This is a genomic window from Paracoccus yeei ATCC BAA-599 (assembly GCF_000622145.1).
Lineage (GTDB): Bacteria > Pseudomonadota > Alphaproteobacteria > Rhodobacterales > Rhodobacteraceae > Paracoccus > Paracoccus yeei.
The window spans coordinates 304,280-329,099 of sequence record NZ_JHWH01000002.1 but is presented as its reverse complement, the minus strand read 5'-3'; the positions used below and the strand labels follow the sequence as shown (position 1 = coordinate 329,099).

Sequence of the window (24,820 nt, the reverse complement as noted above, 5' to 3'; positions counted from 1 at the left end):
TCAGTCCTCGTCCCCGGCCAACTGGGCCAGGACCTGGCCCTTGCCGCGCGCGCGCAGGATCAGGGGCACGATCAGCGCCAGGGCGGCGATGGCCAGCAGGGTGGCCGCGATGGGCGATTGCACCAGATAGGTCCAGTCGCCCTGGCTGATCGACAGCGCCCGGCGCAGCTGCTGTTCCGCCATCGGCCCCAGGATCAGGCCCACGACGATGGGCGCGATGGGATAGCCGAACAGCCGCATCACATAGCCCAGCACGCCAAAGCCCAGAAGCATCCCCAGCTCGAACGGCGAGGGATTGGCGCCAATGGTGCCCAGGGTCGCGAACAGCAGGATACCCGCGTAAAGCCAGGGTTTGGGCACGGCCAGCAGTTTGACCCATAGCCCGATCAGCGGCAGGTTCAGCACCAGCAGCATCAGGTTCGCGATCAGCAGCGATGCGATCAGGCCCCAGACCAGGGTCGGGTTCGTGGCGAACAGCAGCGGCCCCGGTTGCAGCCCGAACTGCTGGAACCCCGCCAGCATGATCGCCGCCGTGGCGCTGGTCGGCAGACCCAGCGTCAGCAGTGGCACCAGCGTGCCGGCGGCGGATGCGTTGTTGGCGGCCTCGGGGCCCGCGACGCCCTCGATGGCGCCGTTGCCGAACTCCTCGGGGTGCTTGGTCAGCTTCTTCTCGGTCGCATAGGACAGGAAGGTGCCGATCTCGGCCCCGCCGGCGGGCATGGCGCCGATCGGGAAGCCAAGCGCGGTGCCGCGCAGCCAGGGCCGCCAGGACCGCGCCCAGTCGCTGCGGTTCATCCAGATCGAGCCCTTGACCGCCATCACCGAATCGTCCTGCTGGTCGCGCGTGCCGGCGATGGCCAGCGCCTCGCCCACGGCGAACATGGCGACGGCCATGGTCGTGACCTCGATCCCGTCCAGAAGCTCGGGGACGCCGAAGGACAGCCGCGCCTGGCCGGTCAGCTGGTCGATGCCGACGCAGGCCAGCGCCAGCCCCAGGAACAGCGAGGTCAGGCCCCGCAGCGCCGAATCGCCGAAGGCGGCCGAGACGGTGACAAAGGCCAGCATCATCAGCGCGAAATATTCGCGCGGGCCGAACACCAGCGCGACCTTGACGATCCAGGGCGCGAGGAACGCCAGCAGCAGCGTGGCGATCAGCCCGGCGACGAAGGACCCGATGGCGGCGGTGGCCAGCGCCGGGCCGCCGCGCCCCTTGCGGGCCATCTTGTTGCCTTCCAGCGCCGTGATGATCGAGGCGCTTTCGCCCGGCGTGTTCAGCAGGATCGAGGTGGTCGAGCCGCCGTACATGCCGCCGTAATAGATGCCCGCGAACATGATGAGCGAGCCGGCCGGGTCCAGCCGGTAGGTGACGGGCAGCAGAAGCGCCACGGTCAGCGCCGGGCCGATGCCGGGCAGGACGCCCACGGCGGTGCCCAGCGTCACGCCGATCAGCGCGTAAAGCAGCATCATCGGCTCGGCTGCGGTGGCCAGGCCCTGCAACAGGAAATCAAAGGCACCCATGCGTCAGCCCCCCGGAAAGAACAGACGCTCCAGCGGCCCGGCGGGCAGGTGCAGCATCAGAAGTTGCGAAAAGACCACCCAGACCGCAAAGGCAAAGACGATGCCGATGGGCAGGGTCATGGCCAGGTTGCGCTTGCCGAAGGCCCGCGCGGTAAAGGCGAACAGGATCCCGGTCGCGATGGAAAAGCCCAGGGGTTTCAGCAGCATCAGCTGAAGCGCAAGCCCCGCCACGATCCACAGCACCGGCTGGGGGTTCTGCGCGGGCCGTTCGGGAAAGTCGCCCCGCAGCCCCGCCGCCACGGTCCAGACCGCAAGGCCCAGCAGGCAGAAGGCGACGACGCGCGGGATGGTGGCCGGCCCGACCCCGGAATAGCCGCCCAGATCGGCCAGCCGGGCGCTGTCCCACAGCATGACCCCGGCCACGACCGCCAGGAAGGCCGCAATCGCAAGCGCCGCCCAATCGCGGCGGCGCTCTTGATGGTCGTTGTCGAACCCGTTCATTTCACCAGACCGATGTCCTTGAGGATCGCGGCCGTCGAGGCCTCGTCTTTGGCAAGCTGCTCGTCAAAGGCGGGACCGGCCAGGAAGGTGTCCATCCAGCCCTTGTCGGCCAGCTGCTTCTGCCAGCTTTCGGACTTGGCCATCTTCTCGATGTCGGCGGTGATCTTGGCCTTCTGGTCGTCCGACAGGCCCGGGGCCGCGGCGACCATGCGCCAGTTCTGCAGGTCGATGTCGAGCCCGGCTTCCTTCAGGGTCGGCGCCTCCACGCCCTCGATCCGCTCGGGGGCCGAGACGGCCAGCAGGCGCAGGGTGCCCGCCTTGACCTGGGCCTCGAACTCGCCCAGCGAGGACACGCCCGCGGTGACCTGGTTGCCCAGGATCGCGGCCAGCGCCTCGCCGCCGCCGGAATAGGCGATGTAGTTGATCTTGGTCGGATCGACGCCGGCCGCCTTGGCGATCATGCCGACCGCGATGTGGTCGGTGCCCCCGGCCGAACCGCCGGCCCAGCTGACCGCGCCCGGGTTTTCCTTCAGCTTGGCGATCAGCCCGCCGATGTCCTGGATCTCGGACGCGGCCGGGACCACGATGGCCTCGTATTCGCCGGTCAGCCGCGCGATGGGGGTCACGTCCTTCAGCGAGACGGGCGATTTGTTGGTCAGGATGGCGCCGACCATGACATAGCCGCCGACGATCAGCGCGTCGGGGTTGCCCTTGTTCTGGCTGGCGAACTGCGCAAGCCCGATGGTGCCGCCCGCGCCCGGCACGTTCTGCACCTGGACCGAGGGCGAGACGCCTTCCTCCTGCATTACGGTCTGCATGGTGCGCGCGGTCTGGTCCCAGCCGCCGCCGGGGTTCGCGGGCGCGATGATGGTATAGTCGGCCATCGCGGGCAGGGCGATGGCGCCGGCAAACAGGCTGGCGAGAACGAGATGCTTCATGACATTTCCTCCGCTGGCGCCGGGGCGGAACCTGCCGCCCGGGTCGCTGATGTCTTGTTGTGCGTGGAACCCCGCGCCTCTCCCGCGGGCGGGGCTCTCCTCCTGGGTCGCCGTTCGGCGTCCGCTGGCACCCTATCAACCACGCGAACCTGTCATGGACCTGACACCGGCGCAAAAAAATGCATGGCAGCCATGCGGCAGGCTCAATGGCCCGCCAGCGCCCGGTTCCAGCGCGCCAGCAGCCGCGCGCGGGTGGCGCCGTCCAGATAGGCCAGCAGGCCGGGGCTGACGGGCACCGGCTTCAGCCGCAGCCCGGCCAGGTCGTCCATGCCGCCGGCGGGGCTGGGTTGTCCTGCCACCTCAAGGCTGACGGCCGACAGCCGCAGGGTGCGCGACAAAAGCTGCTGGCCTTGGGGCGACATCAGCATGGCCAGAAAGGCCGCGCCCAGGTCGGGGTCGCGCGCCGCCTGGGGCACCAGGCCGACGCGCGACACGACCACGGTGAAGTCGCGCGGCAGGATCAGGCCCACGTCGGGATGGCGCCGCGCCCAATCGGCGGCATAGGAGCCGAGCAGGTTGTACCCCAGCGCCAGCCGCCCGTCGCCAATCCGCTCGAGCAGCTCGCGGCTGGTCGGGTATTGCTGGACGCCCGCCCGGCCCATCGCCGCGACGACATCCCAGATGCCGGGATAAAGCTCCTGGTCGCGGGCCAGGAACAGATAGCCCACGCCCGAGCGCGCCACGTCATAGGTGCCGATCCGGCCCTGCGCCTCGTTCGGGTGGCCGGTGATCCAGGCGAGCAGGTCGGCGCGGGTGGCGGGCGGCTCGCGCCCGGCAAAGCTGGGCTTGTGATAGGCAAAGACCGCCGGCTCATAGGTCAGCGCATAGGCGGTGTCGCGCCAGTTCGCCCAGTCCGGCCAGCCGGCAGTGTCGGGCGCCACCACGGGCCGCGCAAAGCCGTCGTTCGCCAGCTTGATCTGCAGGTCCATGGCCGACGAAAAGGCGAAATCCGCCGTGCGCCCGGCCTGGCTTTCCGCCACGATGCGGTCGTGCAGCGCGCCCGTCAGCAGGTTTTCATAGCGCACCGCGACGCCGGGGTTTTCGCCCTGGAACGCCGCGATCAGCGGGCGCGCCAGATCGTCGTCGAGCGAGGAATAGATCGTCAGAACCCTGCCCTGAGCCCCCAAGGCGGGGAACAGCGTCGCCTCGGCCAGGGCGGGGCCGCCCGGCAGGCACAGGGCAAGGACCAGGGCGGACAACAGGGCGGGCAGGCGCATGACCCATGATTGCCGCAGCCGATCCCCGTTCACAAGCGCCGCGCAGCCCGCTAGGGTCCGGTCCGGGGGTTTTCATGCGCATCCTTCTGGTCGAGGACAATCTTTCGCTGGCCGAGGGGCTGGTGCAGCTGCTGCGCCAGTCGGGCTATGCGGTGGACGTGGTCCATGACGGCGCCTCGGCCGAGGCCCTGGCGGCGGCGGAAAGCTTCGATCTGGTGATCCTGGACCTGAACCTGCCGCAGATGGACGGGCTCGAGGTGCTGCGCGCCATGCGGGCGCGGCGCAATCCGGCCGCCGTGATGATCCTGACCGCGCGCGGCTCGCCCGAGGAACGGGTGCGCGGCCTCGACCTCGGCGCCGACGACTATCTCATCAAGCCCTTCGACATCGGCGAGTTCGAGGCGCGCATCCGCTCGCTTCTGCGGCGCCAGGCGGGGCTGCGCACGGCGACGGTCAGCTTCGGCGGGCTGACCTTCGACCAGAACAGCCGCAGCTTTTCGGTGGGCGACCAGCCGCTGGACCTGCCCGCACGCGAACGCGGCCTGCTGGAACTGCTGATTACCCGCGCGGGCAAGGTGGTGCCGCGCGACAGCATCGTGCAGTCCCTGACCAGCCTCGAGGACGACCTGTCCCCGAACGCCATCGAACAATACGTCAGCCGGTTGCGCAAAAGGCTGGCGGGGGCGGGGCTGACCGTCAGGACGGCGCGCGGCATCGGCTATTTCCTGGACCGGGCGTGACGGGGGCGCGGCCGTTTTCCATCCGCCGCCGACTGCTGGCCTGGCTGCTGGTGGCGACGGCCGCCTTCGGCGCCCTGGCCCTGGTCGATACCTGGCGCGAGGCCGAGCGCATGGCGACCGCGTTGGCCGACCGGGTGCTGGCGGGTTCCGCCCTGGTCATCGCGGAACGCGCCTCGCTGGACGACACGGGCCAGATTGCCATCGAGATCCCCTATGGCGCGCTGGAGATGCTGAGTTCGGCGGCCGAGGACCGGGTGTTCTATCGCGTGGACGGGCCGCCGGGGCGGCTGGTCACGGGCTATGGCGATCTGCCCGTGGCCCGCGCCCTGCCGGGCGGCGAGCCGGCCTTTGCCGACGATGTCTTTCGCGGCGAGCCGGTGCGCGTGGCAAGCCTGTCCCGCGCCGCCTCGACCGGAATCGACGAAGTGCCGGTGATCGTGACGGTGGCCGAAACGACCACGGCGCGCGAGGAACTGACTCGCGCCATCCTGATGCGCTCGGCCCTGCGGCTTTTGCTGATGATCCTGGGCGCGGCGCTGATCGTGGGCATCGCCGTCACCCTGTCGCTGCGCCCGCTGTATCGGCTGGGCGAGGCCATCGCCACCCGCAGCCCCGACGACCTGAGCCCGGTCGAGACCCCGGTGCCCAGCGAGGTGCGGGGCCTGGTGGGCGCGATCAATTCCTTCATGTCGCGGCTCAAGACCGCGCTGGACGGCCTGCGCAATTTCACCGGCAACGCCGGGCACCAGCTGCGCACGCCGCTGGCCGTCGTGCGCACCCAGCTTGCCCTGGCCGGCCGCGCCGCGACCCTGGCCGAGGCGCAGGCGGCGGCGCGCAAGGGTGACGCCGCCGTGGCCCATGCCGAACGCATCCTGGCGCAGCTTCTGCTGCTGGCCCGCGTCGATGCCGCCGCGGGTGCCGAGGCCGAGCCGATGGACCTGGCGGGCTTTGCCCGCGACCTGACCGCCGATCACATCCCCGCCGCCGCCGAGGCGGGCATCGACCTGGGCTTCGAAGGCGAGGGGCCGCTGTGGGTCCGGGCCGAACCCCTGTTGCTGGGCGAGGCGCTGGGCAACCTGATCCTGAACGCCATCCTGCACACCGGCCCGGGCACCGTCGTCACCGTCCGCGTCGCGCGGGACGCCGACCGCGCCCTGCTCGAGGTCGAGGACGACGGCCCCGGCATCCCCGAACCCGCCCGTCGCAGCGCGCTGGGCCGCTTTGCCCGCGGCCCGACGCCCGGGCCCGGCATGGGCCTTGGCCTGCCCGTGGTCGACGAGATCCTGTCCCTTTACGGCGGCCGGCTTGCGCTGCAGGACGGCGCGGGCGGGCGCGGGCTTTGCGCCCGCCTGACGCTGCCCTTGGCGCATCCGCCGCGCGGCTAGCGTTGCGCAATGCGAATATGGGTCTTGCAATCCCGGCATGGAGTCGCCATGCTTTCCTGCATTCGCGATCGCGTGAATACAGTTTGATGCCGGGCCCCTCTGGCGAACGTGGCGGCACGTTCGTGATGTCGGCGTTGACCTTTGACCAGCCGCCTGGACTTGTTCTGACATGCAGCAAGGAAACAACCCTCTCGCCGGGGCTTCCGCGAATGGAGCCCAACCCTCGACCCTGAGCTATTTCAAGTGGTCGTTCATCGTCACCGTGCTGGGCCTCGCGCTTGGCGGCTTCCTCGGCTGGCAGATGACCGGCACCGTCGGCGGGACGCTGACCATCTTCTTCATCTGCTGCGTCCTCGCGGTGCTTGAAATCTCGCTTTCCTTCGACAACGCCATCGTGAACGCCAACAAGCTCAAGGAAATGACGCCCGAGTGGCAGCGTCGCTTCCTGACCTGGGGCATCCTGATCGCCGTCTTCGGCATGCGGATCGTGTTCCCGCTGCTGATCGTGGTCATCGCGGCCAACATCGGACCGTGGCAGGCGATGGTCCTGGCCGCCAGCCAGCCCGACGAATATTCGCGCATCATGCATGACGCGCACCTGCCCATCGCGGCCTTCGGCGGCACCTTCCTGATGATGGTCGGCCTGTCCTTCTTCTTCGACCACGAAAAGGACGTGCACTGGGTCCGCTGGCTTGAGGACCGGATGCAGCGCTATGCCACGATTCGCGGCATCGAGGTCGCGATCGTCCTGGTCACCGTCCTGATCTTCTCGCGCTTCCTGGGGCCGGTCGAATCGCAGGTGTTCTTCAGCTCGGCGATCTGGGGCCTGCTGACCTTCCTGCTGGTCGAGGTGCTGGGCGGGCTTCTGGACAGCAGCCAGCAGGCCATGCAGGCCGGGGCCAAGGGCGGCCTGGGTGCCTTCCTCTACCTCGAGGTGCTGGACGCGTCGTTCAGCTTTGACGGGGTGATCGGGGCCTTCGCGCTGACCCACAACCTGTTCATCATCGCGATCGGCCTGGGCATCGGCGCCATGTATGTCCGCTCGATGACCATCATGCTGGTCGAACGCGGGACGCTGGCAGAATACCGTTTCCTGGAACACGGCGCCTTCTATGCCATCATCGCGCTGTCGGTCATCATGTTCGTCCAGCCCCTGATGCATATCCCCGAGGTCATCACCGGCCTGGGCGGCGCGACGCTGATCGGTATCTCGCTGCTGGCGTCGATCCGCTGGAACCGCCGCAACAAGCACGCCGAGGGTTAAGGCCCGCCCGGCCCCCCGAAACCGGCCGCCGCCCGCAAGGACGGCGGCCTTTTTGCTGCGCCAACCTCATTGCCCTGCTATAAGGGCCAAAACTGTCAAGGATTGCCCGTGCGTTATCTGGTCCTGCTTGTCATCGCCCTGCTGTCCCTGGCCTGCTTCTGGGTCGCCCTGCGCTGGCGCGGCGGCGCGCTGCCAAGGCTGGGGCTGGTCCTGCTGGGGCTGGCGGTGCTGGCGGGGGGCTGGTGGCAGCTGAGGCAACCGGGCCTGCCCGCGCATGACGACGGCGCCGACCTGCGCCCGCTTTACGCCGCGCCCCGAGCCCTGCCGGCCGGGCCGATCCGGGTCTATCATCTGGGCCACAGCCTGGTCGGGCGCGACATGCCCGCGATGCTGGCGCAGATGGCGGGCCACGACTATGCGCTGCAGCTGGGCTGGGGCACCGCGCTGCGCGAGCACTTCCAGGGACCCGAGGCGATCAACGGCTTTCAGGCGGAAAACGCGACGCCGCAGTACCGCGACGCGCATCAGGCGCTGGCCTCGGGCGAATACGACGCCTTCGTCATGACCGAGATGGTGCGCCTGCAGGACGCGCTGCTTTACAAGGAAAGCACCGAATACGCCGGCCGCTGGGCCGCCGAGGCGGTCAAGGGCAATCCCGCGATCCAGCTGTTCCTGTACGAAAGCTGGCACGCGCTGGACGACCAGCCCGAATGGCTGGGCCGGTTCCCGGGCGACCTGGACCGGATGTGGAGCCAGATCCTGTGGGCCGCCGCGCGCGCGGCCGATCGCCCGGTCTGGCTGATCCCGGCCGGGCAGGTCATGGCCGCCGTGGTGGCCGAGGCCGAGGCGGGCGGCATCGCCGAACTGACCCGGCGCGAGCAGCTTTTTGCCCGCAATCCCGACGGCAGCCTGGACCCGATCCACCCCAATGATCTGGGCACCTATCTGGTCGCGCTGACCCATTACGCGACGATCTACGGCAAAAGCCCGGTGGGCCTGCCGAACCAGCTGTCGCGGGCCGATGGCTCGCCCGCGACCGCGCCTTCGCCCGAACTGGCGCGCCGGATGCAGCAGATCGTCTGGCAGGTCGTCTCGGCCCAGCCTCTGGCGGGGCTATAGCGCGCGGGGCGCGGTCACAAGCGCAGGAACCAAACCGCTTTTTCCGGCTTGTTTCCGCATGGGCGGCGCGGTGCCGCCGGTTCGGATGCAAGGGAGACTGCCATGAACTATCTGACCGCCGTCCTGCTGACCGGCATGGCCTTTGGCCTGGCCGCCTGCGGCAACAATCCGACGGAACGTGCGGCGACAGGCGGCCTTGGCGGCGCCGTGGTTGCGGGGCCGGTGGGCGCCGTCGCGGGGGCGACGGTCGGCGCCGCGACCGCCGACTAGTCGATCAGGCCCAGCCATTCCCGGATCGCGGCCAGGGCCTCGGGCTCGTCCAGGAACGGGATATGGCCGCGGTCGGGCACCTCGGCAAAGATCATATCGGGCCGCCTGCGGCGCATCTCGGTCGCCGCCCCGGACGACAGCAGGTCCGAGTTTGCGCCCCGGATCAGCGCCAGCGGCAGGCCCTGCAGCATGTCGAACAGCGCCCACAGGTCCACCTCGGGCCCGGAAAACGCCGCCAGGAAGGCGTCGCGCAGGGCGGGGTCATAGCTGATCCGCAACCCGTCCGGCGTTTCCAGGTAATGGCGGCTGGCTTCCTCAAGCCAGCGGGCTTCGGGCACATTGCGGAACTCGGGCATCAGGCCCGGCAGTTTCGCGGCCATTTCGGTCCATGTCCGCGCCGTGGGGTTGCGCCCGACATAATCCTTGATCTTGTCCAGCCCGCTGCGGTCCAGGACGGGCCCCACGTCGTTCAGGCACAGGCCGCGCAGCCGGGGCTTCGCCACGGCGGCCAGATACATCCCGATCAGCCCGCCGCGAGACGTGCCCAGCACGGCGGCGCTTTCAAGGCCCAGATGGTCCAGCAGCTCCAGCGCGTCCTGCGCCTCGCGCGGGACGGTATAGCTCTCCGCGCCGGTCCAGTCCGATCCGCCCCGGCCCCGGTAATCCGGCCGGATCAGCCGCACGTCCGGCAGATGCGGCGCCAGATAGTCGAAATCTCCGCCGGTCCGTGTCAGGCCCGACAGCGCCAGCACTGGCAGCCCCTCGCCCTCGTCGCGATAGACAAGGCGCGCGCCGTCGCTGGCGGTGAAATGCTGCATCACAGGTTTTCCGACTGCGGCATGCCCAGCACGTGATAGCCGCCATCGACCAGCACGGTTTCCCCGGTGGTGCAGGCGCCCCAGTCGCTGCACAGCCAGACCGCGGTGCCGCCGATCGCCTCGAGCGTGGCGTTGGCGCGCAGCGGCGCGTTCGCCTCGGTGTGGCGATAGGTCTTGCGCGCGCCGCCGATGGCCGCGCCGGCCAGCGTCTTCATCGGACCGGGGCTGATCGCGTTCACGCGGATGCCTTCGGGGCCAAGGTCGTTGGCCAGATAGCGCACCGCCGATTCCAGCGCCGCCTTGGCCACGCCCATGACGTTGTAAAAAGGCGTCACCCGGTTCGAGCCGGCATAGGTCAGCGTCAGGATCGTGCCGCCCGCCGTCATCAGCGGCCGCGCCCGGCGCGCCACGTCGATCAGCGAATAGCAGGAAATCGTCAGCGAGTTCCTGAAATTCTCGCGCGTGGTGTTGATGAACCGCCCGGTCAGTTCGTTCTTGTCCGAAAACGCGATGGCATGGACGACGAAATCCAGCTTGCCCCAGCGTTCACCGATCCGGCCGAAGGCCGCGTCCAGCGAGGCGTCGTCGGTCACGTCCACGTCCAGCAGGAAATCCGACCCCAGGCTTGCCGCCAACGGCTCGACCCGCTTGCCGAACGCCTCGCCCTGATACGAGAAAGCAAGCTCCGCCTCCTGGTCCGCCAGCGCCTTCGCGATACCCCAGGCAATGGAGCGGTCGTTCGCGACCCCCATCACCAGACCGCGCTTGCCTTGCATCAAACCTGTCATCTGTTCTTATCCGTTATAGCGCGACAGCAGCATGGACCCGTTGGTGCCGCCAAAGCCAAAGGAATTGGTCATCACCGTGTCCAGCCCCGCATTTTCCACCAGCCGCGTGGCGATTTCGCCATCATGGATGGCGGGGTCCAGCGTCTCGACATTGATCGAGGGGGCGATGAAGTCGTTTTCCAGCATCAGCAGGCAATAGACCGCCTCCTGCGCGCCGGTCGCGCCCTGGCTGTGCCCGGTCATGGACTTGGTCGAGGAAATCGGCGGGGTCGCGCCTTCGCCAAAGACGCGGCGGACGGCCTGGACCTCGCCCACGTCGCCCACCGGGGTCGAGGTGCCATGCGCGTTGATATAGCCCACGCGCCGCCCCTCGGGCAGGGTCTCCAGCGCCAGCCGCATTGCGCGTTCGCCGCCCTCGCCAGAGGGCGCCACCATGTCGTGCCCGTCCGAGGTCGCGGCATAGCCCGTCACCTCGGCATAGATTTTCGCGCCGCGCGCCTTGGCGTGTTCCAGTTCCTCAAGGACCAGGATGCCGCCGCCGCCCGAGATGACAAAGCCGTCGCGGTTCGCGTCGAAGGCGCGCGAGGCCTTTTCCGGCTGGTCGTTGAACTTCGACGACATCGCGCCCATGGCGTCGAACAGGCAGGACAGCGTCCAGTCCAGCTCCTCGGCCCCGCCGGCGAACATCACGTCCTGCCGGCCAAAGGCGATCTGTTCGGCGGCGTTGCCGATGCAATGCAGCGAGGTCGAGCAGGCCGAGGTGATCGAATAGTTCACGCCCTTGATGCGGAACGCCGTCGACAGGTTCGCCGAGATCGTCGAGGACATGCATTTCGGCACCGCGAACGGCCCGATCCGCTTGGGCGAGCCCGAGGACAGCACCGTCTGGTGCGCCGCGAACATGCTGGACGTGGACGGCCCGCCCGAACCCGCGATCAGCCCGGTGCGGGGATTGACGATCTCGGCCTCGGTCAGGCCGGAATCCTCGATCGCCTGCTGCATCGCCAGATAGGCATAGGCCGCGCCCGGACCCATGAAGCGCAGCACGCGCTTGTCGACATGGTCCTTGACGTCCAGCTTGACCGCGCCCGCCACCTGGCTGCGAAAGCCGTATTCCTTCATGTCCTCATTGGCGATGATGCCCGACCGCCCCGCCTTGAGCGAGGCGAGCACTTCGGCGGCATTGTTGCCGATGCTGGAAACGATCCCCAGGCCAGTAACCACGACACGGCGCATAGGCGTTCTCCTGAAATTCGATGCACAAGTTCGAAAGGCGAAGTCAGCTTTCCGACAGCGCGACCTTCATGTCCTTGACCAGATAGATGACTTCGCCATCGGCCTCGACGCGGCCATCCGCCACGCCCATGGTCAGGCGGCGTGTCTGCACGGCCTTGGTGAAGTCTACATGATATCGCAGCAGTTTGCGATCCGGGCGGACCATGCCGGTCAGCTTGACCTCGCCGACGCCCAGGGCATAGCCGCGCCCCTGCCAGCCGCGCCAGCCCAGGTTGAAGCCGGTCAGCTGCCACAGCCCGTCCAGGCCCAGGCAGCCCGGCATGATCGGGTTGCCGGGGAAATGGCAGGCAAAGAACCACAGGTCCGGGGTGATGTCGAATTCCGCAACCACATGGCCCTTGCCATGGGCCCCGCCATCGGCCGAAATGTCGGTGATGCGGTCCATCATCAGCATCGGCGGCTCGGGCAGTTGCGCATTGCCGGGGCCGAACAGTTCGCCACGGGCGCAGGCCAGCAGATCGTCCTTGTCAAAGCTGGTCCGGGTGATCGTCATGCGCGTCTGTTCTCCCTCGATGCGTCTGATCGGCAGCCGCATCGGGAAACCCGGCACGCCGCAAGCCTTCGTGCCGGTCTATCATTCCGCGCCGTCGGGGCGCAAGGGCCCCACCCGGTGCGCCTGCGGGCGGTCAGAACCACTGTCCGGGCTCCATCAGGCCCAGGTCCATCAACTGCTGGGAATGCCAGCGGAAAGGGTGCGAATTGCGCCAGGTGAAGGTCTGGATCTGGTCGCGCGAGCCCGGGTTCCGGACCAGCGCCTTGGCCACCCGGAACGAAGCGATGGCGGCGGTGATGTTGTGGTGCCAGGGGCAGGAATAGGTGTTGTATTCCTCGATGTTGAAGCGGTGGTCGGGCAGCAGCTTCAGGCCGGGCTGGCTGCGGAACAGCGCGATGCGGTCGATCCGGCGGCGGTCGGCGGGGATGTGCTCCTCGAACCGCCAGCGCAGCCCGCCGTGAAAGTCCAGCTGCCGGGGCAGGGGGGCGCCGTCGCGCCCCGGCCGCGCCAGCGCATAATAGCCCGAGCGGTCGAACATCGCCTCGTTCATGCTGACCGCATCGGGAAAGCGGTTCAGGTCGGGTGCGTAAAGGTCGACCACATAGGTCAGCATCGCGCGCCGCCGCTCCTCGGTATGAAAGGCCAGCATCTCGCCCACGGTGCGCGATTCCGAAAAGGGATAGAACAGGAACTCGGCGTTGTAGCCGTAATAAAGCCAGGTGTTCTCGGGCACCGCTGCCAGCACCGCGTTCACCGCCCTGACGTGGGACCGGGGGCGGCGGGCGTCGAAGCGGATGTTGCTGATCTTGGCCTCGGCCCCCTCGGGGATCACATGGCCGGGCAGCGGCTCGGCGGACAGGGCCAGGATATGACGAAAGCCGCTTTTCAGGTGGTGGGCCAGCGTGGGCGCCACCGCCACCGCGTCCTCGATCAGCAGGATGGCGATGGGCCCCCTGACCAGGCGATCGGGATACTCCTTCAGGAAGGCGTCCAGAGGGGGGAAATTCATGGCAGCGCGGTCTTGATCTGGTCCAGCAGGGCGGGAACGGCGGCGGGGTCCGCGGCCGCCGCGTCGATCCGCGCGGCAAGCTCGGCCTTGCGCGCCTCGGGCAGGGCCGAGGCCGCGACGATCTCGCGCAGCCGGGCCGGGTCGAAGCCCTCGGGGGTCAGCGCGGCCTCGATGCGGACGGCCTGGCTTGCGGCGGCGCCCGCCGCGCGGGTCGCCCGGGCCGCGGCGCTGGCTGCCTCGCTGGCCGCGCGGGCGGCGGCCGGGTCCTCGGCCCCCGCGCTGGCGGCGGCGGCATCGGCGGCGCGGTCGGCGGCGGCAATGGCGGCCTCGGCGGCGACCTCGGCCTCGGTCGCGGCGGCGCTGGCTGCGCCCACGGTCGCCGAATCGGCCGATGCCGCCGCATCCGCGGCCACGTCCGCCGCAATGGCCGCCGCGTCGGCGGCCGCATCGGCCGCGGCATCGGCGGCGGTTCCCCCGGCGGTGGCGTCGCCGGTCAGGGGCGCGGCGGGGGCGGGTTCGGGCTGGACCAGGGGTTCGGCCAGGGGCTCCTCGGGCAGCGAGGCGCGGTGCTGCCAGTAAAGCGCGCCGCCAAGGGCCAGAACCAGGACCAGGACAAGGACAGGCAAAAGACGCATGGGGAAATGCTCCGTCACGGGCGTGCGCGACCTCTATGGCACGGCGGGACGCGCGCCGACAAGGCGCGGCGCGGTGCGCCCGGATGCGGGCCGATGCGCCGGGAATGATGCGAATCCAGTTGAAATGACGGGTTTGCGCGACTATCTAACCGCGCAAAACCTCTGGCCATACAAGGAAGACAGCCATAGCCCGTAGACCGCATAACGCTCCGCCCACCCGTGACACCGGCCCCCGCGTCAACGAACGCATCCGAGTCGCCGAAATCCGCCTGATCGGCGCGGATGGCGAAAACGTCGGCGTCGTGACCCCCGCCCGGGGCCTGGAGCTTGCGCAGGAGGCCGGGCTGGACCTGGTCGAGATCTCGCCCAACGCGGTGCCGCCGGTCTGCAAGATCATGGACCTCGGCAAGTTCAAGTACGAACAGCAAAAGCGCGAGGCCGAGGCCCGCAAAAAGCAGAAGATCATCGAGATCAAGGAGATCAAGTTCCGTCCCGGGACCGATACCCATGACTATGACGTCAAGATGCGCTCGGTGATGAAGTTCCTGACCGAAGGCGACAAGGTCAAGGTCACCCTGCGCTTTCGCGGCCGCGAGATGGCCCACCAGCAGCTTGGCCTGGAACTGCTGAACCGCGTCGCCAGCGACGTGGGCGAGGCCGGCAAGATCGAATCGATGCCCAAGCTGGAAGGGCGTCAGATGGTCATGATGATCGCGCCCAAGTGACGATGGCGGCGGCGGTCACGATTCTGGTTCTGCGCGAACCGGGCGCGGATGCCGCGCTGCCGCTTCCCGAATACCAGACGGCGGGCGCGGCGGGGGCCGACCTGCGCGCCGACCTCGGCGGGGCCGAGTGGGTGCTTCAGCCCGGCGACATCCGCCTGGTCCCCACCGGGCTGCGCGTCCAGATCCCCGAGGGCTATGAAATGCAGATCCGCCCCCGCTCCAGCCTGGCGCTGAAGCACGGGGTGACGCTGCCGAACACGCCTGGCACCATCGACAGCGACTATCGCGGTCCGCTCGGGGTGATCCTGATCAACCTCGGCCGCGAACCCTATGCGCTGCGGCACGGCGAACGCATCGCCCAGGCGGTGATCGCCCCGGTGACGCGCGCCTTCTATGTCGTGGCCGAGACGCTGGACCAGACCGCGCGGGGCGAGGGCGGCTTCGGCTCGACCGGGCGCGGCTGATGGGGCGCGGCTGATGCCCATCGTCGTCGCGGGCGTGGTGCTGTGGCTGACCCGGGGCTGGTGGCTGCTGGGATTGGGGGCGGTGCTGGGCCTGCTGTGGCGGCTGGGCCTGCGCGGCTGGACGATCGGCCTGATGGGCGTCCTGCTGTGGCTTGCCACCGCCGGCGCGATCTGGCGCGCACCGGACAGCGTTTTCGCCCGCATCGTGCATTGGTCCTCCGCGACGCTGCTCTGGGTGCTGGGTCTGGGCCTTCTGGGCTCAGCCGCCACCCTGGCGCTTCGCGCCCTGCACCGCCGCAGCGCCGGGACCGGGCAGGACGCCCCGGGGCTGGTGCCCGCGCGCGGCGCCGCCAGCCCCCAACCCGTGCCCGCCACGGACCCGCTGCTCGACCGCTACGCCCGCCACATCGTCCTGCGCGAGATCGGCGGCCCGGGTCAGGCGGCGCTCAGGCGCGCGCGCGTGCTGGTCGTGGGCGCAGGGGGCTTGGGCGCGCCGGTCTGCCTCTATCTGGCCGGCGCGGGCGTCGGGCGCATCACCCTGGCCGACGACGACCGGGTCAGCCTGTCGAACCTGCAGCGCCAGGTCATCTTTCGCACCCAGGACGAAGGCCGCCCCAAGGTCCAGGCCGCCCGCGACGCCATACGCGCCCTGAACCCCTATGTCGAGATCACGCCCCTTGAGCGCCGCGTCACCCAGGCCGACCGCGCCCTGATCGCCGAACACGATCTGGTCATCGACGGCACCGACAGCTTTGCCGCAAGGGCCCAGATCAACGCCGCCTGCGCCGCCGCCGGCGTGGCCCTGGTCGCGGGCGCCATCGCGCAATGGGAAGGCCAGTTGACCGTCTGGGACCCCGCGCGCGGCGCCCCCTGCATGGCCTGCGTCTTTCCCGAGGCCCCCGCGCCGGGCCTTGCCCCCGCCTGCGCCGAGGCGGGCGTCGTCGGTCCCCTGCCGGGCGTTCTCGGCAGCATGATGGCGCTGGAAGCGATCAAGATCCTGACCGGCGCGGGCGAGGCGCTGCGCGGCCGGATGCTGGTCTTTGACGGGCTTTACGGCGAAAACCGGACCATGCGCATCGCGCGCCGCGCCGATTGCCCGGTTTGCGGCTCTGGACATTTCCCGCAGGGGTGAAACAGTGGCGCCGACCGGAAATGGAGGCCGCCATGAACCCCGAACTCATCCACTGGACCGGGCCGCTGGGCCTGCCGCGTTTCGACCTGATCCGGGACGAGGATTTCGCCCCCGCTTTCGACGAATGCCTGAAACTGGCGGGCGATGCCGTCGAATCCATCGCCGCGAACCCCGAACCGCCCAGCTTCGCCAACACCGTCGCCGCCCTTGAAACCGCCGAGGAGCCGCTGAACCGGCTTTGCGCCATCTTCTTCACCCTGGCCGGCGTCGATTCGAACCCCACGCGCGAGGCGTTGCAGCGCGACATCGCCCCCCGGCTGGCCGCGCATGGGTCGAAAACCAGCATGGACCCGCGCCTGTTCGACCGGGTCGAGGCGATCCACCAGGACCGCGACGAACTGGGCCCGCAGGACCGTCGCCTGACCGAACTGACGCTGCGCGGGCTGCGCCGCTCGGGCGCCGGCCTGACGGGCGCGGCGCGCGACCGCATGGCCCAGATCCGCGAGCGGCTGGCGGTGCTGTCCACCGAGTTCGCACAGAACGTGCTGACCGACGAACGCGACTATGTGCTGGCGGTAGCCGACGACCGGCTGGCGGGCCTGCCCGACTGGCTGCTGCGCGCGATGCGGGCGGCGGCGCGCGAACGCGGCCTGCCGGGGCAGGTGGTGACGCTGAACCGCTCGCTGATCGTGCCGTTTCTGGAACATGCGCAGGACCGCACCTTGCGCGAAACCGCCTTCCGGGCCTGGACCGCGCGCGGCACCGGGCAGGGCGCGGGGGGGGCCGCGACCGACAACCGCCCCCTGGTGGCCGAGATCCTGGCCCTGCGCCACGAACGCGCCACGCTTCTGGGCTACAAGGACTTCGCCAGCTACAAGCTTGAACCCGAGATGGCCGGCAATGCCGAAAACGTCGACGCGCTGCTGCGTCAGGTCTGGACCCCCGCCAAGGCCCGGGCCGAGGCCGATGCCGAGCGCTTCGCCGCCATGCTGCACGAGGACGGCGTGAACGGCGCGCTGGAACCCTGGGACTGGCGCTACTATGCCGAACGCCGCCGGCAGGCCGAACACGACCTGGACGAGGCGCAGATCAAGCCCTACCTGACGCTGGAGGCGATGATCGGCGCGGTCTTCGACACCGCCGCGCGCCTGTTCCGGCTGGAGTTCCGAGAATTCGACGCGCCCCTGTGGACGCCCGAGGTGCGGGCCTGGGAAATCACCCGCGACGGGCGCCGGATGGCGGTGTTCCTGGGCGATTACCACGCCCGGCCCGGCAAGCGCTCGGGCGCCTGGTGTTCGTCCCTGCAGCAGCAGCACCACATCGGCGCGGGACAGCGGGCCATCGTGGTCAATGTCTGCAACTTCACCCCGCCCGAGGCGCCCGGCGCGCCCAGCTATCTGTCCTGGGACGACGCGCGCACGCTGTTTCACGAATTCGGCCATGCGCTGCACCACATCCTGTCGGACGTGGACTGGCCCTCGATGTCGGGCACCTCGGTCGCACGCGACTTCGTCGAACTGCCAAGCCAGCTTTACGAACATTGGCTGGAACAGCCCCAGGTGCTGGACCGCCACGCCCGCCATGCCGAAACCGGCGCGCCGATGCCCGCCGACCTGCGCGACCGCATCCTGGCCGCGCGGAACGCCGACCAGGGCTTCGCGACGACCGAATACCTGGAAAGCGCGCTGGTCGACCTGGCCTTCCACACGGGCGAGCCGCCCGCCGACCCGATGGCGCGCCAGGCAGAGGTGCTGGCAAGCCTCGGCGCCCCGGCGGCGATTCCGATGCGCCATGCCACACCGCATTTCGCGCATGTGTTTTCCGGGGACGGCTACAGCGCCGGTTATTACAGCTACATGTGGTCCGAGGTGATGGACGCCGACGCCTTCGAAGCCTTCCTGGAACAGGGCGACGCCTTCGACCCGGAAACGGCAGGCAAGCTCGAGCAATGGATTCTGTCCAAAGGAGATTCTTCGCCGGCCGACGAACTTTGGTTGAAATTCAGGGAACGAAAACCGGGGGTTCACGCTTTGTTGAAAGGACGCGGCCTGGTGGCCGACGTTTCCTGACACAACCGGGAGAACCGACATGCCTGTGACAAAACCCCTTATCGCCTTTGCCGCCGTGGCCGTGCTGGGCGGGCTTGCCGCCTGCGACCAGGTCGCCCCCGTCGACCCCGAACCGACACCCGGCCCGATGGCGCAATCCAGCGCGCTGAACGGCACCTACAACCTGCTGCGCTCGGATTGCGGCGATCCGACCAGCGACAAGTCGCTGGTGATTGACGGCAACAAGTTCATGTTCCCCGCCTCGACCTGCACCGTCGCCTCGTCCGAACAGCAGGTGAACCAGACCCGCGTCACGCTGGCCTGCGAAGGCTCGCCCGCCGCCGGCAACCGCGTCGTGGACCTGCAGACCCGTCCCGACGGCACGCTGCGCATGACCGAGGGCACCATCACCCTGACCTATTTCCAGTGCATGAAGGCCACGGCCTCGACCGACGCGCTGGTCGGCCAGACCATGTAAGCGCCACGGGCCGGCTGCCGCGGGCCCCTGCCAAGGCCATCCCCGCGGGGTGGCCTTTATCTCAGTCCCGGATCTCGTCGGGGTCCACCCCCCAGATCGTCGTCTTGGGCACCCAGCCCTTTTCACCGCCGCCCGACACCCGGCACCAGTCCTTGGTGCATTCGTGCAGCCGCACGATGGCCCCCGCCTCGGCGCGGGCGACCACATTGGCGCGCGCGTCCGGCTTGGCCAGCAGCTCCAGCATGTCCTTTTGCACCAGCGCGGTCCTGACGCCCGACAGCAGCGCGTAATGCACCCAGCCGCCGGCACCGTCCTGGTCCTCGACCCGGCGCCACTGGCCGAACTCGGCCACGACCCGCAGGGGCAGGCCGGAATGGCGGAACACCCAGTCGATGCGGTGCGACAGGCTGGGCCCGCGCCGTGCATTGCCCTCGCTGCCCTTCAGGCTGACATAGCGGGGCAGGGGCAGGTTGGTGACCGGCCCCCGTCCCGGATCGGCGTTGCGGCTGATCTCGGCATCCGCCGAAACGCCGGGGATCTGCTTGGCGTCCAGCGTCTCGCCCGGATCGACCGATTGCGCCAGCGCCGCCGTGCCCAGGCACGCCCACAAGGCCAGGGGACGCGCCCCCCGCCAAACCCGTCTCATGCTCATCTGCCCGTCCTGCATTTCCGGGGTCTTGTGCCTGCCCCGCATCGCGGGCACTTTGCCAAAAGCCGCCCCGCATTGGAAGAGAGGACGGCGCCGAGACAGCCTTGCCAGGGAGCCGCCATGCCCGCCGATCCGACCCGCCCGCGTCTCAAGGTCACGCTGACCCGCCGCTTGCCCGGCCCGGTCGAGGCCCGCATGGCCGAGCTGTTCGACCTGATCCCGAACCCCGAGGATCGCAAGATGACGCGCGACGAACTGGCGGCGGCCATGCGCCACAGCGACGTGCTGGTGCCGACCGTCACCGACCGGATCGACGCGCCCCTGCTGGCCCAGGCGGGCGAGCGGCTGAAGCTGATCGCGAATTACGGCGCGGGCGTCGATCACATCGACGTGCAATCGGCCCGCCAGCGCGGCATTCTGGTGTCGAACACCCCCGGCGTCGTGACCGAGGACACGGCCGACATGACCATGGCCCTGATCCTTGCCGTGACCCGCCGCATCCCCGAAGGCCTGGCCGAGATGCAGGCCGGGCGCTGGCAGGGCTGGTCGCCGACCGCGCATCTGGGCGGCCGCGTCGGCGGGCGGCGGCTGGGCATCCTCGGCATGGGCCGCATCGGCCAGGCGGTGGCGCGGCGGGCCAATGTCTTCGGCATGCAGGTCCATTACCACAACCGCCGCCGCCTGCGCCCCGAAACCGAGGCGGAACTGGGCGCGACCTGGTGGGAAAGCCTGGACCAGATGCTCGCGCGCATGGACATCATCAGCGTGAACGCGCCGCACACGCCTTCGACCTTCCACCTGCTGAACGCGCGGCGGCTGAAGCTGCTGAAGCCCTCGGCCGTGGTCATCAACACCTCGCGCGGCGAGGTGATCGACGAAAACGCCCTGACCCGGATGCTGCGCGCGGGCGAGATCGCGGGCGCCGGGCTCGACGTGTTCGAACACGGGCACGAGATCAACCCGCGGCTGCGCGAACTGCCGAACGTCGTGCTGCTGCCGCACATGGGCTCGGCCACGGTCGAGGGCCGCAACGAGATGGGCGAAAAGGTCATCATCAACATCAAGACCTTCGCCGACGGGCACCGACCGCCGGACCTGGTCGTGCCCGCGATGCTGTGACCCGCAAGGAAGCGTTGCGACCGAACCATCGGCTAAATGCGTCATGTCGTTTTTCGGCAGGAATATGTCGCGGAAAACGGGCCCGGCGCCCCGGCCTCTGTCAGAACTCGCGACAGTAGCTTACGCGCGAAATCAAGGGAGACGCTGCCATGAAAACCCATGTGAAGGCCCTGGTGGTCGGAGGCGGCGCGGTCGGGTGCGGCATCGCCCTGCATCTGGCCCGCGCGGGCTGGGACACGATGCTGGTCGAACGCGACGAACTGACCTCGGGCTCGACCTGGCACGCGGCGGGCCTTCTGCCCTTGTTCAACATGAGCTATGCGACCAGCCACATCCACGACTATTCGGTCAAGCTTTACGCCGGGCTCGAGGCGGAAACCGGCCTCAATGCCGGCTTCACCCGCTGCGGCAACCTGCGCATGGCGCAGACCCAGGACCGGATGGACGAATTCATGCTCTATTCCTCGACGGCCGAGACGATCGGCGTCGAGCATGAATTCCTGACCCCCGCCCAGATCAAGGAACGCTGGCCGCTGGTCAACATCGACGGGCTGAAAGGCGCGCTGTTCCACCCGACCGACGGCTATATCAACCCCGCCGACGTGACCCAGGCCATGGCCAAGGGCGCGCGCATGGCCGGCGCCACCATCGAGCGCAAGATCCAGGTCAACGGCTACAAGTGGACCGGCGACGAATGGATCGTCACCTGCGACCGCATGGTGGAACGCGGCGGCAACCTCGTCCCCGCCGGCGAGCCCTTCGAGATCCGGGCCGAACATGTGGTGACCGCCACCGGCAACCACGCGCAGCGCACCGCGCGCCTCTTGGGCATCAAGATCCCGGCGATCCCGGTCGAGCACCAGTATATCGTGACCGAGCCGGACCCCGCCCTGGCCGCCTGGCGCGCCGCCGGCAACCCCGAACACCCCGTTCTGCGCGACGCCGACGCCAAATGGTATGTGCGCGAGGAACGCGGCGGCTGGATCCTCGGCCCCTATGAGGACGGCGCCCCCGCCCGCTTCCCCTACGAGGTGCCCGAAGGCTTCCGCGCCGACCTCTTTCCGCTCGACCTCGAGCGGATCGAGGAAGAATACATGTCCATGATCCACCGCATTCCCAGCTCGGAAACCGTGGGGCTCAAGGACGATTTCAACGGCCCGATCTGCTACACCCCCGACGGCAACCCGCTGGTCGGCCCGGCGCCCGGCCTGCGCAACATGTGGTTGGCCGAGGGCTTTTCCTTCGGCATCACCGCCGCCGGCGGCGTCGGCCACTACCTCGCCCAGATGATGACCGCAGGAGAGGCCGAGATCGACATGGCCAGCCTCGATCCGCGCCGCTACGGGTCCTGGATGACCACCGAATACGGGGTGAAAAAGAACGAGGAATGCTATTCCCACGTCTTCATCCTGCACCACCCCGACGAGGAACGCGAATCCGCCCGCCCGCTGCGCACCGCCCCCGCCTATGACCGCCAGATCGCGGCCGGCGCGCAGATGGGCCAGGTGAACGGCTGGGAACGCCCGAACTACTACGCGCCGCAGGGCTTCGACGACCACGCCGCGCGCAGCTTCCGCCGCGGCGGCTGGTGGCAATACGCGAAAGAGGAAGCCCAAGCGATCCGCCAGACCGCCGGTCTGATCGATGCCTCGGCCTTCACCAAGCACCGCGTGTCCGGTCCGGGCGCGACCGCCTTCCTCGACTGGTTCACCACGAACAAGCTGCCCAAGGTCGGCCGCATCAACCTGACCTATGCGCTGACCCCCACCGGCACCACCCGCACCGAATACACCATCGTGCGCCTGGATCAGGACGACTATTACCTGATCTCGGCCGGGGCCTGGACCGATTACGACGCCGACTACCTGCGCAAGACGGCCGAGGACAAAGAGGCCGAGTTCGGCCAGGTCATCATCCAGGACATCACCACGCAATGGGGCGTCTTCGCCCTGGCCGGCCCGAACAGCCGCAAGATCCTCAATGAGATCGTGCGCGACGCCGACCCCGCGACCGTGCTGGGCAACAAACGCTTCCCCTGGCTTTCGATGCGCAACATCGAACTCGGCATGTGCCCGGTCCGCGCCATCCGCGTGGCCTATACCGGCGAACTCGGCTGGGAACTGCACCACCCGATCGAATTCGGCCGCTATCTCTGGGACCAGCTGGTCGCGGCGGGCGAAAAGCACGGGATGAAGCTAGTGGGCGCGCGGGCGCAGAACTGGCTGCGGCAGGAAAAATCCTATCGCGCCTTCGGGACCGAACTGGGCCGCGACGCGACGCCGCTGGAAGCCGGGCTCGACCGTTTCGTGGACCTCGACAAGGACTTCAACGGCAAGCAGGCGATGCTGGACACGGGCATCCGCAGCAAATGCGTGACCCTGCTGATCGACGGCCCGTCCGACGCCGATCCCTGGGGCCGCGAGGCGCTTTACACCGAGGACGGCGCCACGAAAATCGGCCGCCTGACCTCGGGCGGCTGGTCGGCGGCCTTCGGCAAGTCCATCGGCATGGGCTACGTTCGCCCCGACCTGACCGAACCCGGCACCAAGCTGAAGGTCCGCATGCAGCGCGAGCTGTGGGATGCCGTCGTGACCGAGGACAGCCCCTACGACCCCGAAAACAAGGTGATCCGCGTGGACGGGTGATCCGGCCAGGGGAATGGAGTGGAAAGGCCCGCCTGCGATGGCGGGCCTTTTGCTTTGCACCGCCGCGGGACCGGGAATGAATACCGTCAAGTCTAGCGATTATTCTGGCCCGTCCTGCCCGGCCCCCGGCGCCCGGCCCATGACGCCCGGCAATCCTGCCGCGCGCCATGGCGGGGGCGCCACCATGCCGGGATAAAATGCTGACAATGCTGCCGATTCCATGGTCGCGCGACCGGAAGCCTGCGCCTACCACAGGGATACCGAACCAGATAACGAGAAAGCCTTTATCGTGAAACTCGCCAAGATTCTTTGCCTTTGCCTGCCTTTGACCCTGGCCGCCGGGTTTGCCCAGGCCCAGGACATCACCGCCAACAACATCTTCTATATCGGCGCTGGCCGGTCCAATGACGATGGCCCGCTCGACAACGACAACACGCCGTTTTCGCTGGGCTTCATGCACCAGTCGCCGAACAGCCGCCTGATCCTGGGCTTCGACATCGGCCGCGAAGGCACCAGGCTGGATTCCACTTGGAACCGTGACCAGGACCCCCGGCAGGCCACGTCCTACAACCTGCTGATCGGCGGCAATCTGTTCGACAACGGCCGCTATCGCACCGACGCGGCCCTGCTGCTCGGCGCGCGCGAATCCTTTGCCGAGTGCCCGGATTCCTATCTAGGCTACCAGTGCTACGCCGACCAAGAGCCCGAGACCGAATATAAGGGCAACATCGGCGCGGTGGTGACGGTTTCGGTCGACCGCTTCACCGTCGGCCTGCGCGCCACCGGCGAAAGCGCCCAGATCCTCGCCGGCTTCCGCTTCTGACCCCGGACGACGCCACAACCCGAAAAGGCCCGCACCGCGCGGGCCTTTCCTGTCGACCCGCAGGGGCACCGTTTCCCGTCATACCCCCGGTGTACGCCCTGTGTACGCGCGGTGCACACCAGTCACACCTGCTTTCCTCGCTGATTCAATGGCTTGCCAGCCCCGTTGCGCACCCCCTGCGCACGCAGCTGCCGCGCCTAGCGCAACGCCCCCAGCCGCCGCTCCAGATCGTCCTTCAGCGCCACCCGTTCCTCGGGCGACAGGAAGGCGCCCAACTCGACCTCGCGCCGGCCGTCGGTCAGGACCAGATAGTCCTCGACCGGGCCGTTCGGGCGCAGCGCCACCCGCACCCAATAGGGGTTCGTGCGCCACAGCCGGTCCGCCCGGCCCAGGTCGCTGCGGCGCAGGTCCAGGCTGTCGCGCGACAGGGTCATCACCTCGCGCGGGCCGCCATAGCTGCGCCGGATCGCCAGCCACAGCCCCCACACCGCCAGTGCCGCAAAGGGTAGCAGGCCCCACAGCACCACGGTCCCCAGCAGGGCGACCAGCGGCAGGGCCAGCCCCGCGGCCGTCAGCCCGATGACCCAGGCAAAGCCCCGCGCGGGCAGCGACCGATGCGGCCAGACCTCAAGACGGAAAACGGCCCCGGATTGCTCCGGGGCCGCGTCATGCCATTGATAAGGCAT

25 protein-coding genes are annotated in these 24,820 nt (G+C 68.9%); 13 read left to right on the top strand and 12 right to left on the bottom strand.

What is annotated here, in order from left to right:
- From BU28_RS0103825 to BU28_RS0103810, 4 genes are all read right to left on the bottom strand, one after another.
- The gene (locus BU28_RS0103825; protein ID WP_028718278.1) at positions 1-1,518 is read right to left on the bottom strand and encodes a tripartite tricarboxylate transporter permease; all 1,518 of its coding nucleotides are present in this window, start codon (positions 1,516-1,518) and stop codon (positions 1-3) included.
- Positions 1,519-1,521: 3 nt separating this feature from the next.
- A complete protein-coding gene (locus BU28_RS0103820) occupies positions 1,522-2,019 on the bottom strand; it encodes a tripartite tricarboxylate transporter TctB family protein (protein ID WP_028718277.1) in 498 nt (165 codons plus the stop codon).
- The gene (locus BU28_RS0103815) at positions 2,016-2,957 is read right to left on the bottom strand and encodes a Bug family tripartite tricarboxylate transporter substrate binding protein (RefSeq protein WP_028718276.1); all 942 of its coding nucleotides are present in this window, start codon (positions 2,955-2,957) and stop codon (positions 2,016-2,018) included. Before BU28_RS0103815 ends, BU28_RS0103820 begins: the two co-directional genes overlap by 4 nt.
- 203 nt (positions 2,958-3,160) lie before the next feature.
- On the bottom strand, positions 3,161-4,234 hold the full coding sequence (locus BU28_RS0103810; RefSeq protein WP_051577699.1) for an ABC transporter substrate-binding protein: 1,074 nt from the start codon (positions 4,232-4,234) through the stop codon (positions 3,161-3,163).
- A gap of 74 nt (positions 4,235-4,308) precedes the next feature.
- Between BU28_RS0103810 and BU28_RS0103805 the strand changes: the two genes are divergently transcribed.
- The 5 genes from BU28_RS0103805 (at position 4,309) to BU28_RS25935 (ending at position 9,012) form a co-directional block, all read left to right on the top strand.
- On the top strand, positions 4,309-4,974 hold the full coding sequence (locus BU28_RS0103805; protein ID WP_028718274.1) for a response regulator transcription factor: 666 nt from the start codon (positions 4,309-4,311) through the stop codon (positions 4,972-4,974).
- Entirely contained in the window at positions 4,971-6,359 is a 1,389-nt protein-coding gene (locus BU28_RS0103800; protein ID WP_028718273.1) for a sensor histidine kinase, read from the top strand. Before BU28_RS0103805 ends, BU28_RS0103800 begins: the two co-directional genes overlap by 4 nt.
- 169 nt (positions 6,360-6,528) lie before the next feature.
- Positions 6,529-7,623 carry a DUF475 domain-containing protein gene (locus BU28_RS0103795; RefSeq protein WP_051577698.1) on the top strand — a complete coding sequence of 365 codons (1,095 nt, stop codon included), beginning with the start codon at positions 6,529-6,531 and terminating at the stop codon, positions 7,621-7,623.
- A gap of 108 nt (positions 7,624-7,731) precedes the next feature.
- A complete protein-coding gene (locus BU28_RS0103790) occupies positions 7,732-8,742 on the top strand; it encodes a hypothetical protein (protein WP_233144995.1) in 1,011 nt (336 codons plus the stop codon).
- 102 nt (positions 8,743-8,844) lie between these two features.
- Complete coding sequence (locus tag BU28_RS25935) at positions 8,845-9,012, top strand: hypothetical protein (RefSeq protein WP_088239193.1); 168 nt, start codon at positions 8,845-8,847, stop codon at positions 9,010-9,012.
- Here BU28_RS25935 and BU28_RS0103780 read toward each other — a convergent pair.
- From BU28_RS0103780 to BU28_RS26570, 6 genes are all read right to left on the bottom strand, one after another.
- On the bottom strand, positions 9,009-9,833 hold the full coding sequence (locus BU28_RS0103780) for an alpha/beta fold hydrolase (protein WP_028718270.1): 825 nt from the start codon (positions 9,831-9,833) through the stop codon (positions 9,009-9,011). The two genes, BU28_RS25935 and BU28_RS0103780, sit on opposite strands and share 4 nt — an antisense overlap.
- Positions 9,830-10,618 (bottom strand): enoyl-ACP reductase FabI, encoded by a 789-nt coding sequence (locus BU28_RS0103775; protein ID WP_028718269.1) that lies wholly within the window; start codon positions 10,616-10,618, stop codon positions 9,830-9,832. Before BU28_RS0103775 ends, BU28_RS0103780 begins: the two co-directional genes overlap by 4 nt.
- 6 nt (positions 10,619-10,624) lie before the next feature.
- A complete protein-coding gene (gene fabB, locus BU28_RS0103770; RefSeq protein ID WP_028718268.1) occupies positions 10,625-11,854 on the bottom strand; it encodes a beta-ketoacyl-ACP synthase I in 1,230 nt (409 codons plus the stop codon).
- A 43-nt stretch (positions 11,855-11,897) separates the two neighbouring features.
- A complete protein-coding gene (gene fabA / locus BU28_RS0103765) occupies positions 11,898-12,407 on the bottom strand; it encodes a bifunctional 3-hydroxydecanoyl-ACP dehydratase/trans-2-decenoyl-ACP isomerase (RefSeq protein WP_028718267.1) in 510 nt (169 codons plus the stop codon).
- Between the two features lie 133 nt (positions 12,408-12,540).
- Positions 12,541-13,416 carry a glycosyltransferase family 2 protein gene (locus BU28_RS0103760; protein ID WP_028718266.1) on the bottom strand — a complete coding sequence of 292 codons (876 nt, stop codon included), beginning with the start codon at positions 13,414-13,416 and terminating at the stop codon, positions 12,541-12,543.
- Positions 13,413-14,051, bottom strand: a complete 639-nt coding sequence (locus BU28_RS26570) for a hypothetical protein (RefSeq protein WP_028718265.1) — start codon at positions 14,049-14,051, stop codon at positions 13,413-13,415. Before BU28_RS26570 ends, BU28_RS0103760 begins: the two co-directional genes overlap by 4 nt.
- Positions 14,052-14,236: 185 nt before the next feature.
- On the opposite strand from BU28_RS26570, the gene infC reads away from it, so the two are divergent.
- Genes infC through BU28_RS0103730 form a run of 5 tightly spaced genes read left to right on the top strand, consistent with a single transcriptional unit; the run spans position 14,237 to position 18,898 of the window.
- The gene (gene infC / locus BU28_RS21940) at positions 14,237-14,776 is read left to right on the top strand and encodes a translation initiation factor IF-3 (protein ID WP_036761842.1); all 540 of its coding nucleotides are present in this window, start codon (positions 14,237-14,239) and stop codon (positions 14,774-14,776) included.
- A 2-nt stretch (positions 14,777-14,778) separates the two neighbouring features.
- The gene (gene dut, locus BU28_RS0103745) at positions 14,779-15,240 is read left to right on the top strand and encodes a dUTP diphosphatase (RefSeq protein WP_036761840.1); all 462 of its coding nucleotides are present in this window, start codon (positions 14,779-14,781) and stop codon (positions 15,238-15,240) included.
- A gap of 13 nt (positions 15,241-15,253) precedes the next feature.
- Positions 15,254-16,372, top strand: coding sequence for a HesA/MoeB/ThiF family protein (locus BU28_RS0103740; RefSeq protein ID WP_081791262.1), 1,119 nt, complete (start codon positions 15,254-15,256; stop codon positions 16,370-16,372).
- A gap of 32 nt (positions 16,373-16,404) precedes the next feature.
- Entirely contained in the window at positions 16,405-18,441 is a 2,037-nt protein-coding gene (locus tag BU28_RS0103735; RefSeq protein WP_028718261.1) for a M3 family metallopeptidase, read from the top strand.
- Between the two features lie 19 nt (positions 18,442-18,460).
- A complete protein-coding gene (locus BU28_RS0103730; protein WP_028718260.1) occupies positions 18,461-18,898 on the top strand; it encodes a hypothetical protein in 438 nt (145 codons plus the stop codon).
- 61 nt (positions 18,899-18,959) lie between these two features.
- Here the strand turns inward: BU28_RS0103730 and BU28_RS0103725 are convergent, their stop codons facing one another.
- Complete coding sequence (locus BU28_RS0103725) at positions 18,960-19,550, bottom strand: SH3 domain-containing protein (RefSeq protein WP_028718259.1); 591 nt, start codon at positions 19,548-19,550, stop codon at positions 18,960-18,962.
- 117 nt (positions 19,551-19,667) lie between these two features.
- Here BU28_RS0103725 and BU28_RS0103720 point away from each other — a divergent pair, with 117 nt between their 5' ends.
- The 3 genes from BU28_RS0103720 to BU28_RS0103710 all read left to right on the top strand — a co-directional run bounded on the left by BU28_RS0103720 (position 19,668) and on the right by BU28_RS0103710 (position 24,134).
- On the top strand, positions 19,668-20,666 hold the full coding sequence (locus tag BU28_RS0103720) for a 2-hydroxyacid dehydrogenase (protein ID WP_028718258.1): 999 nt from the start codon (positions 19,668-19,670) through the stop codon (positions 20,664-20,666).
- A 149-nt stretch (positions 20,667-20,815) separates the two neighbouring features.
- Positions 20,816-23,311 carry a GcvT family protein gene (locus BU28_RS0103715; RefSeq protein ID WP_028718257.1) on the top strand — a complete coding sequence of 832 codons (2,496 nt, stop codon included), beginning with the start codon at positions 20,816-20,818 and terminating at the stop codon, positions 23,309-23,311.
- Positions 23,312-23,531: 220 nt separating this feature from the next.
- Positions 23,532-24,134 (top strand): hypothetical protein, encoded by a 603-nt coding sequence (locus BU28_RS0103710; RefSeq protein WP_143809753.1) that lies wholly within the window; start codon positions 23,532-23,534, stop codon positions 24,132-24,134.
- A 197-nt stretch (positions 24,135-24,331) separates the two neighbouring features.
- Here BU28_RS0103710 and BU28_RS0103705 read toward each other — a convergent pair whose 3' ends face one another.
- Positions 24,332-24,820, bottom strand: a complete 489-nt coding sequence (locus tag BU28_RS0103705) for a DUF2244 domain-containing protein (RefSeq protein ID WP_028718255.1) — start codon at positions 24,818-24,820, stop codon at positions 24,332-24,334.

Coding starts and splice junctions, on each gene's coding strand:
- BU28_RS0103825 (WP_028718278.1), bottom strand. CDS start 1,518: ATGGGTGCCTTTGATTTCCTGTTGCAGGGCCTGGCCACCGCAGCCGAG.
- BU28_RS0103820 (WP_028718277.1), bottom strand. CDS start 2,019: ATGAACGGGTTCGACAACGACCATCAAGAGCGCCGCCGCGATTGGGCG.
- BU28_RS0103815 (WP_028718276.1), bottom strand. CDS start 2,957: ATGAAGCATCTCGTTCTCGCCAGCCTGTTTGCCGGCGCCATCGCCCTG.
- BU28_RS0103810 (WP_051577699.1), bottom strand. CDS start 4,234: ATGCGCCTGCCCGCCCTGTTGTCCGCCCTGGTCCTTGCCCTGTGCCTG.
- BU28_RS0103805 (WP_028718274.1), top strand. CDS start 4,309: ATGCGCATCCTTCTGGTCGAGGACAATCTTTCGCTGGCCGAGGGGCTG.
- BU28_RS0103795 (WP_051577698.1), top strand. CDS start 6,529: ATGCAGCAAGGAAACAACCCTCTCGCCGGGGCTTCCGCGAATGGAGCC.
- BU28_RS25935 (WP_088239193.1), top strand. CDS start 8,845: ATGAACTATCTGACCGCCGTCCTGCTGACCGGCATGGCCTTTGGCCTG.
- BU28_RS0103775 (WP_028718269.1), bottom strand. CDS start 10,618: ATGACAGGTTTGATGCAAGGCAAGCGCGGTCTGGTGATGGGGGTCGCG.
- fabB (WP_028718268.1), bottom strand. CDS start 11,854: ATGCGCCGTGTCGTGGTTACTGGCCTGGGGATCGTTTCCAGCATCGGC.
- fabA (WP_028718267.1), bottom strand. CDS start 12,407: ATGACGATCACCCGGACCAGCTTTGACAAGGACGATCTGCTGGCCTGC.
- BU28_RS0103760 (WP_028718266.1), bottom strand. CDS start 13,416: ATGAATTTCCCCCCTCTGGACGCCTTCCTGAAGGAGTATCCCGATCGC.
- BU28_RS26570 (WP_028718265.1), bottom strand. CDS start 14,051: ATGCGTCTTTTGCCTGTCCTTGTCCTGGTCCTGGTTCTGGCCCTTGGC.
- dut (WP_036761840.1), top strand. CDS start 14,779: ATGGCGGCGGCGGTCACGATTCTGGTTCTGCGCGAACCGGGCGCGGAT.
- BU28_RS0103740 (WP_081791262.1), top strand. CDS start 15,254: ATGCCCATCGTCGTCGCGGGCGTGGTGCTGTGGCTGACCCGGGGCTGG.
- BU28_RS0103735 (WP_028718261.1), top strand. CDS start 16,405: ATGAACCCCGAACTCATCCACTGGACCGGGCCGCTGGGCCTGCCGCGT.
- BU28_RS0103730 (WP_028718260.1), top strand. CDS start 18,461: ATGCCTGTGACAAAACCCCTTATCGCCTTTGCCGCCGTGGCCGTGCTG.
- BU28_RS0103725 (WP_028718259.1), bottom strand. CDS start 19,550: ATGAGCATGAGACGGGTTTGGCGGGGGGCGCGTCCCCTGGCCTTGTGG.
- BU28_RS0103720 (WP_028718258.1), top strand. CDS start 19,668: ATGCCCGCCGATCCGACCCGCCCGCGTCTCAAGGTCACGCTGACCCGC.
- BU28_RS0103715 (WP_028718257.1), top strand. CDS start 20,816: ATGAAAACCCATGTGAAGGCCCTGGTGGTCGGAGGCGGCGCGGTCGGG.
- BU28_RS0103710 (WP_143809753.1), top strand. CDS start 23,532: ATGGTCGCGCGACCGGAAGCCTGCGCCTACCACAGGGATACCGAACCA.
- BU28_RS0103705 (WP_028718255.1), bottom strand. CDS start 24,820: ATGCCTTATCAATGGCATGACGCGGCCCCGGAGCAATCCGGGGCCGTT.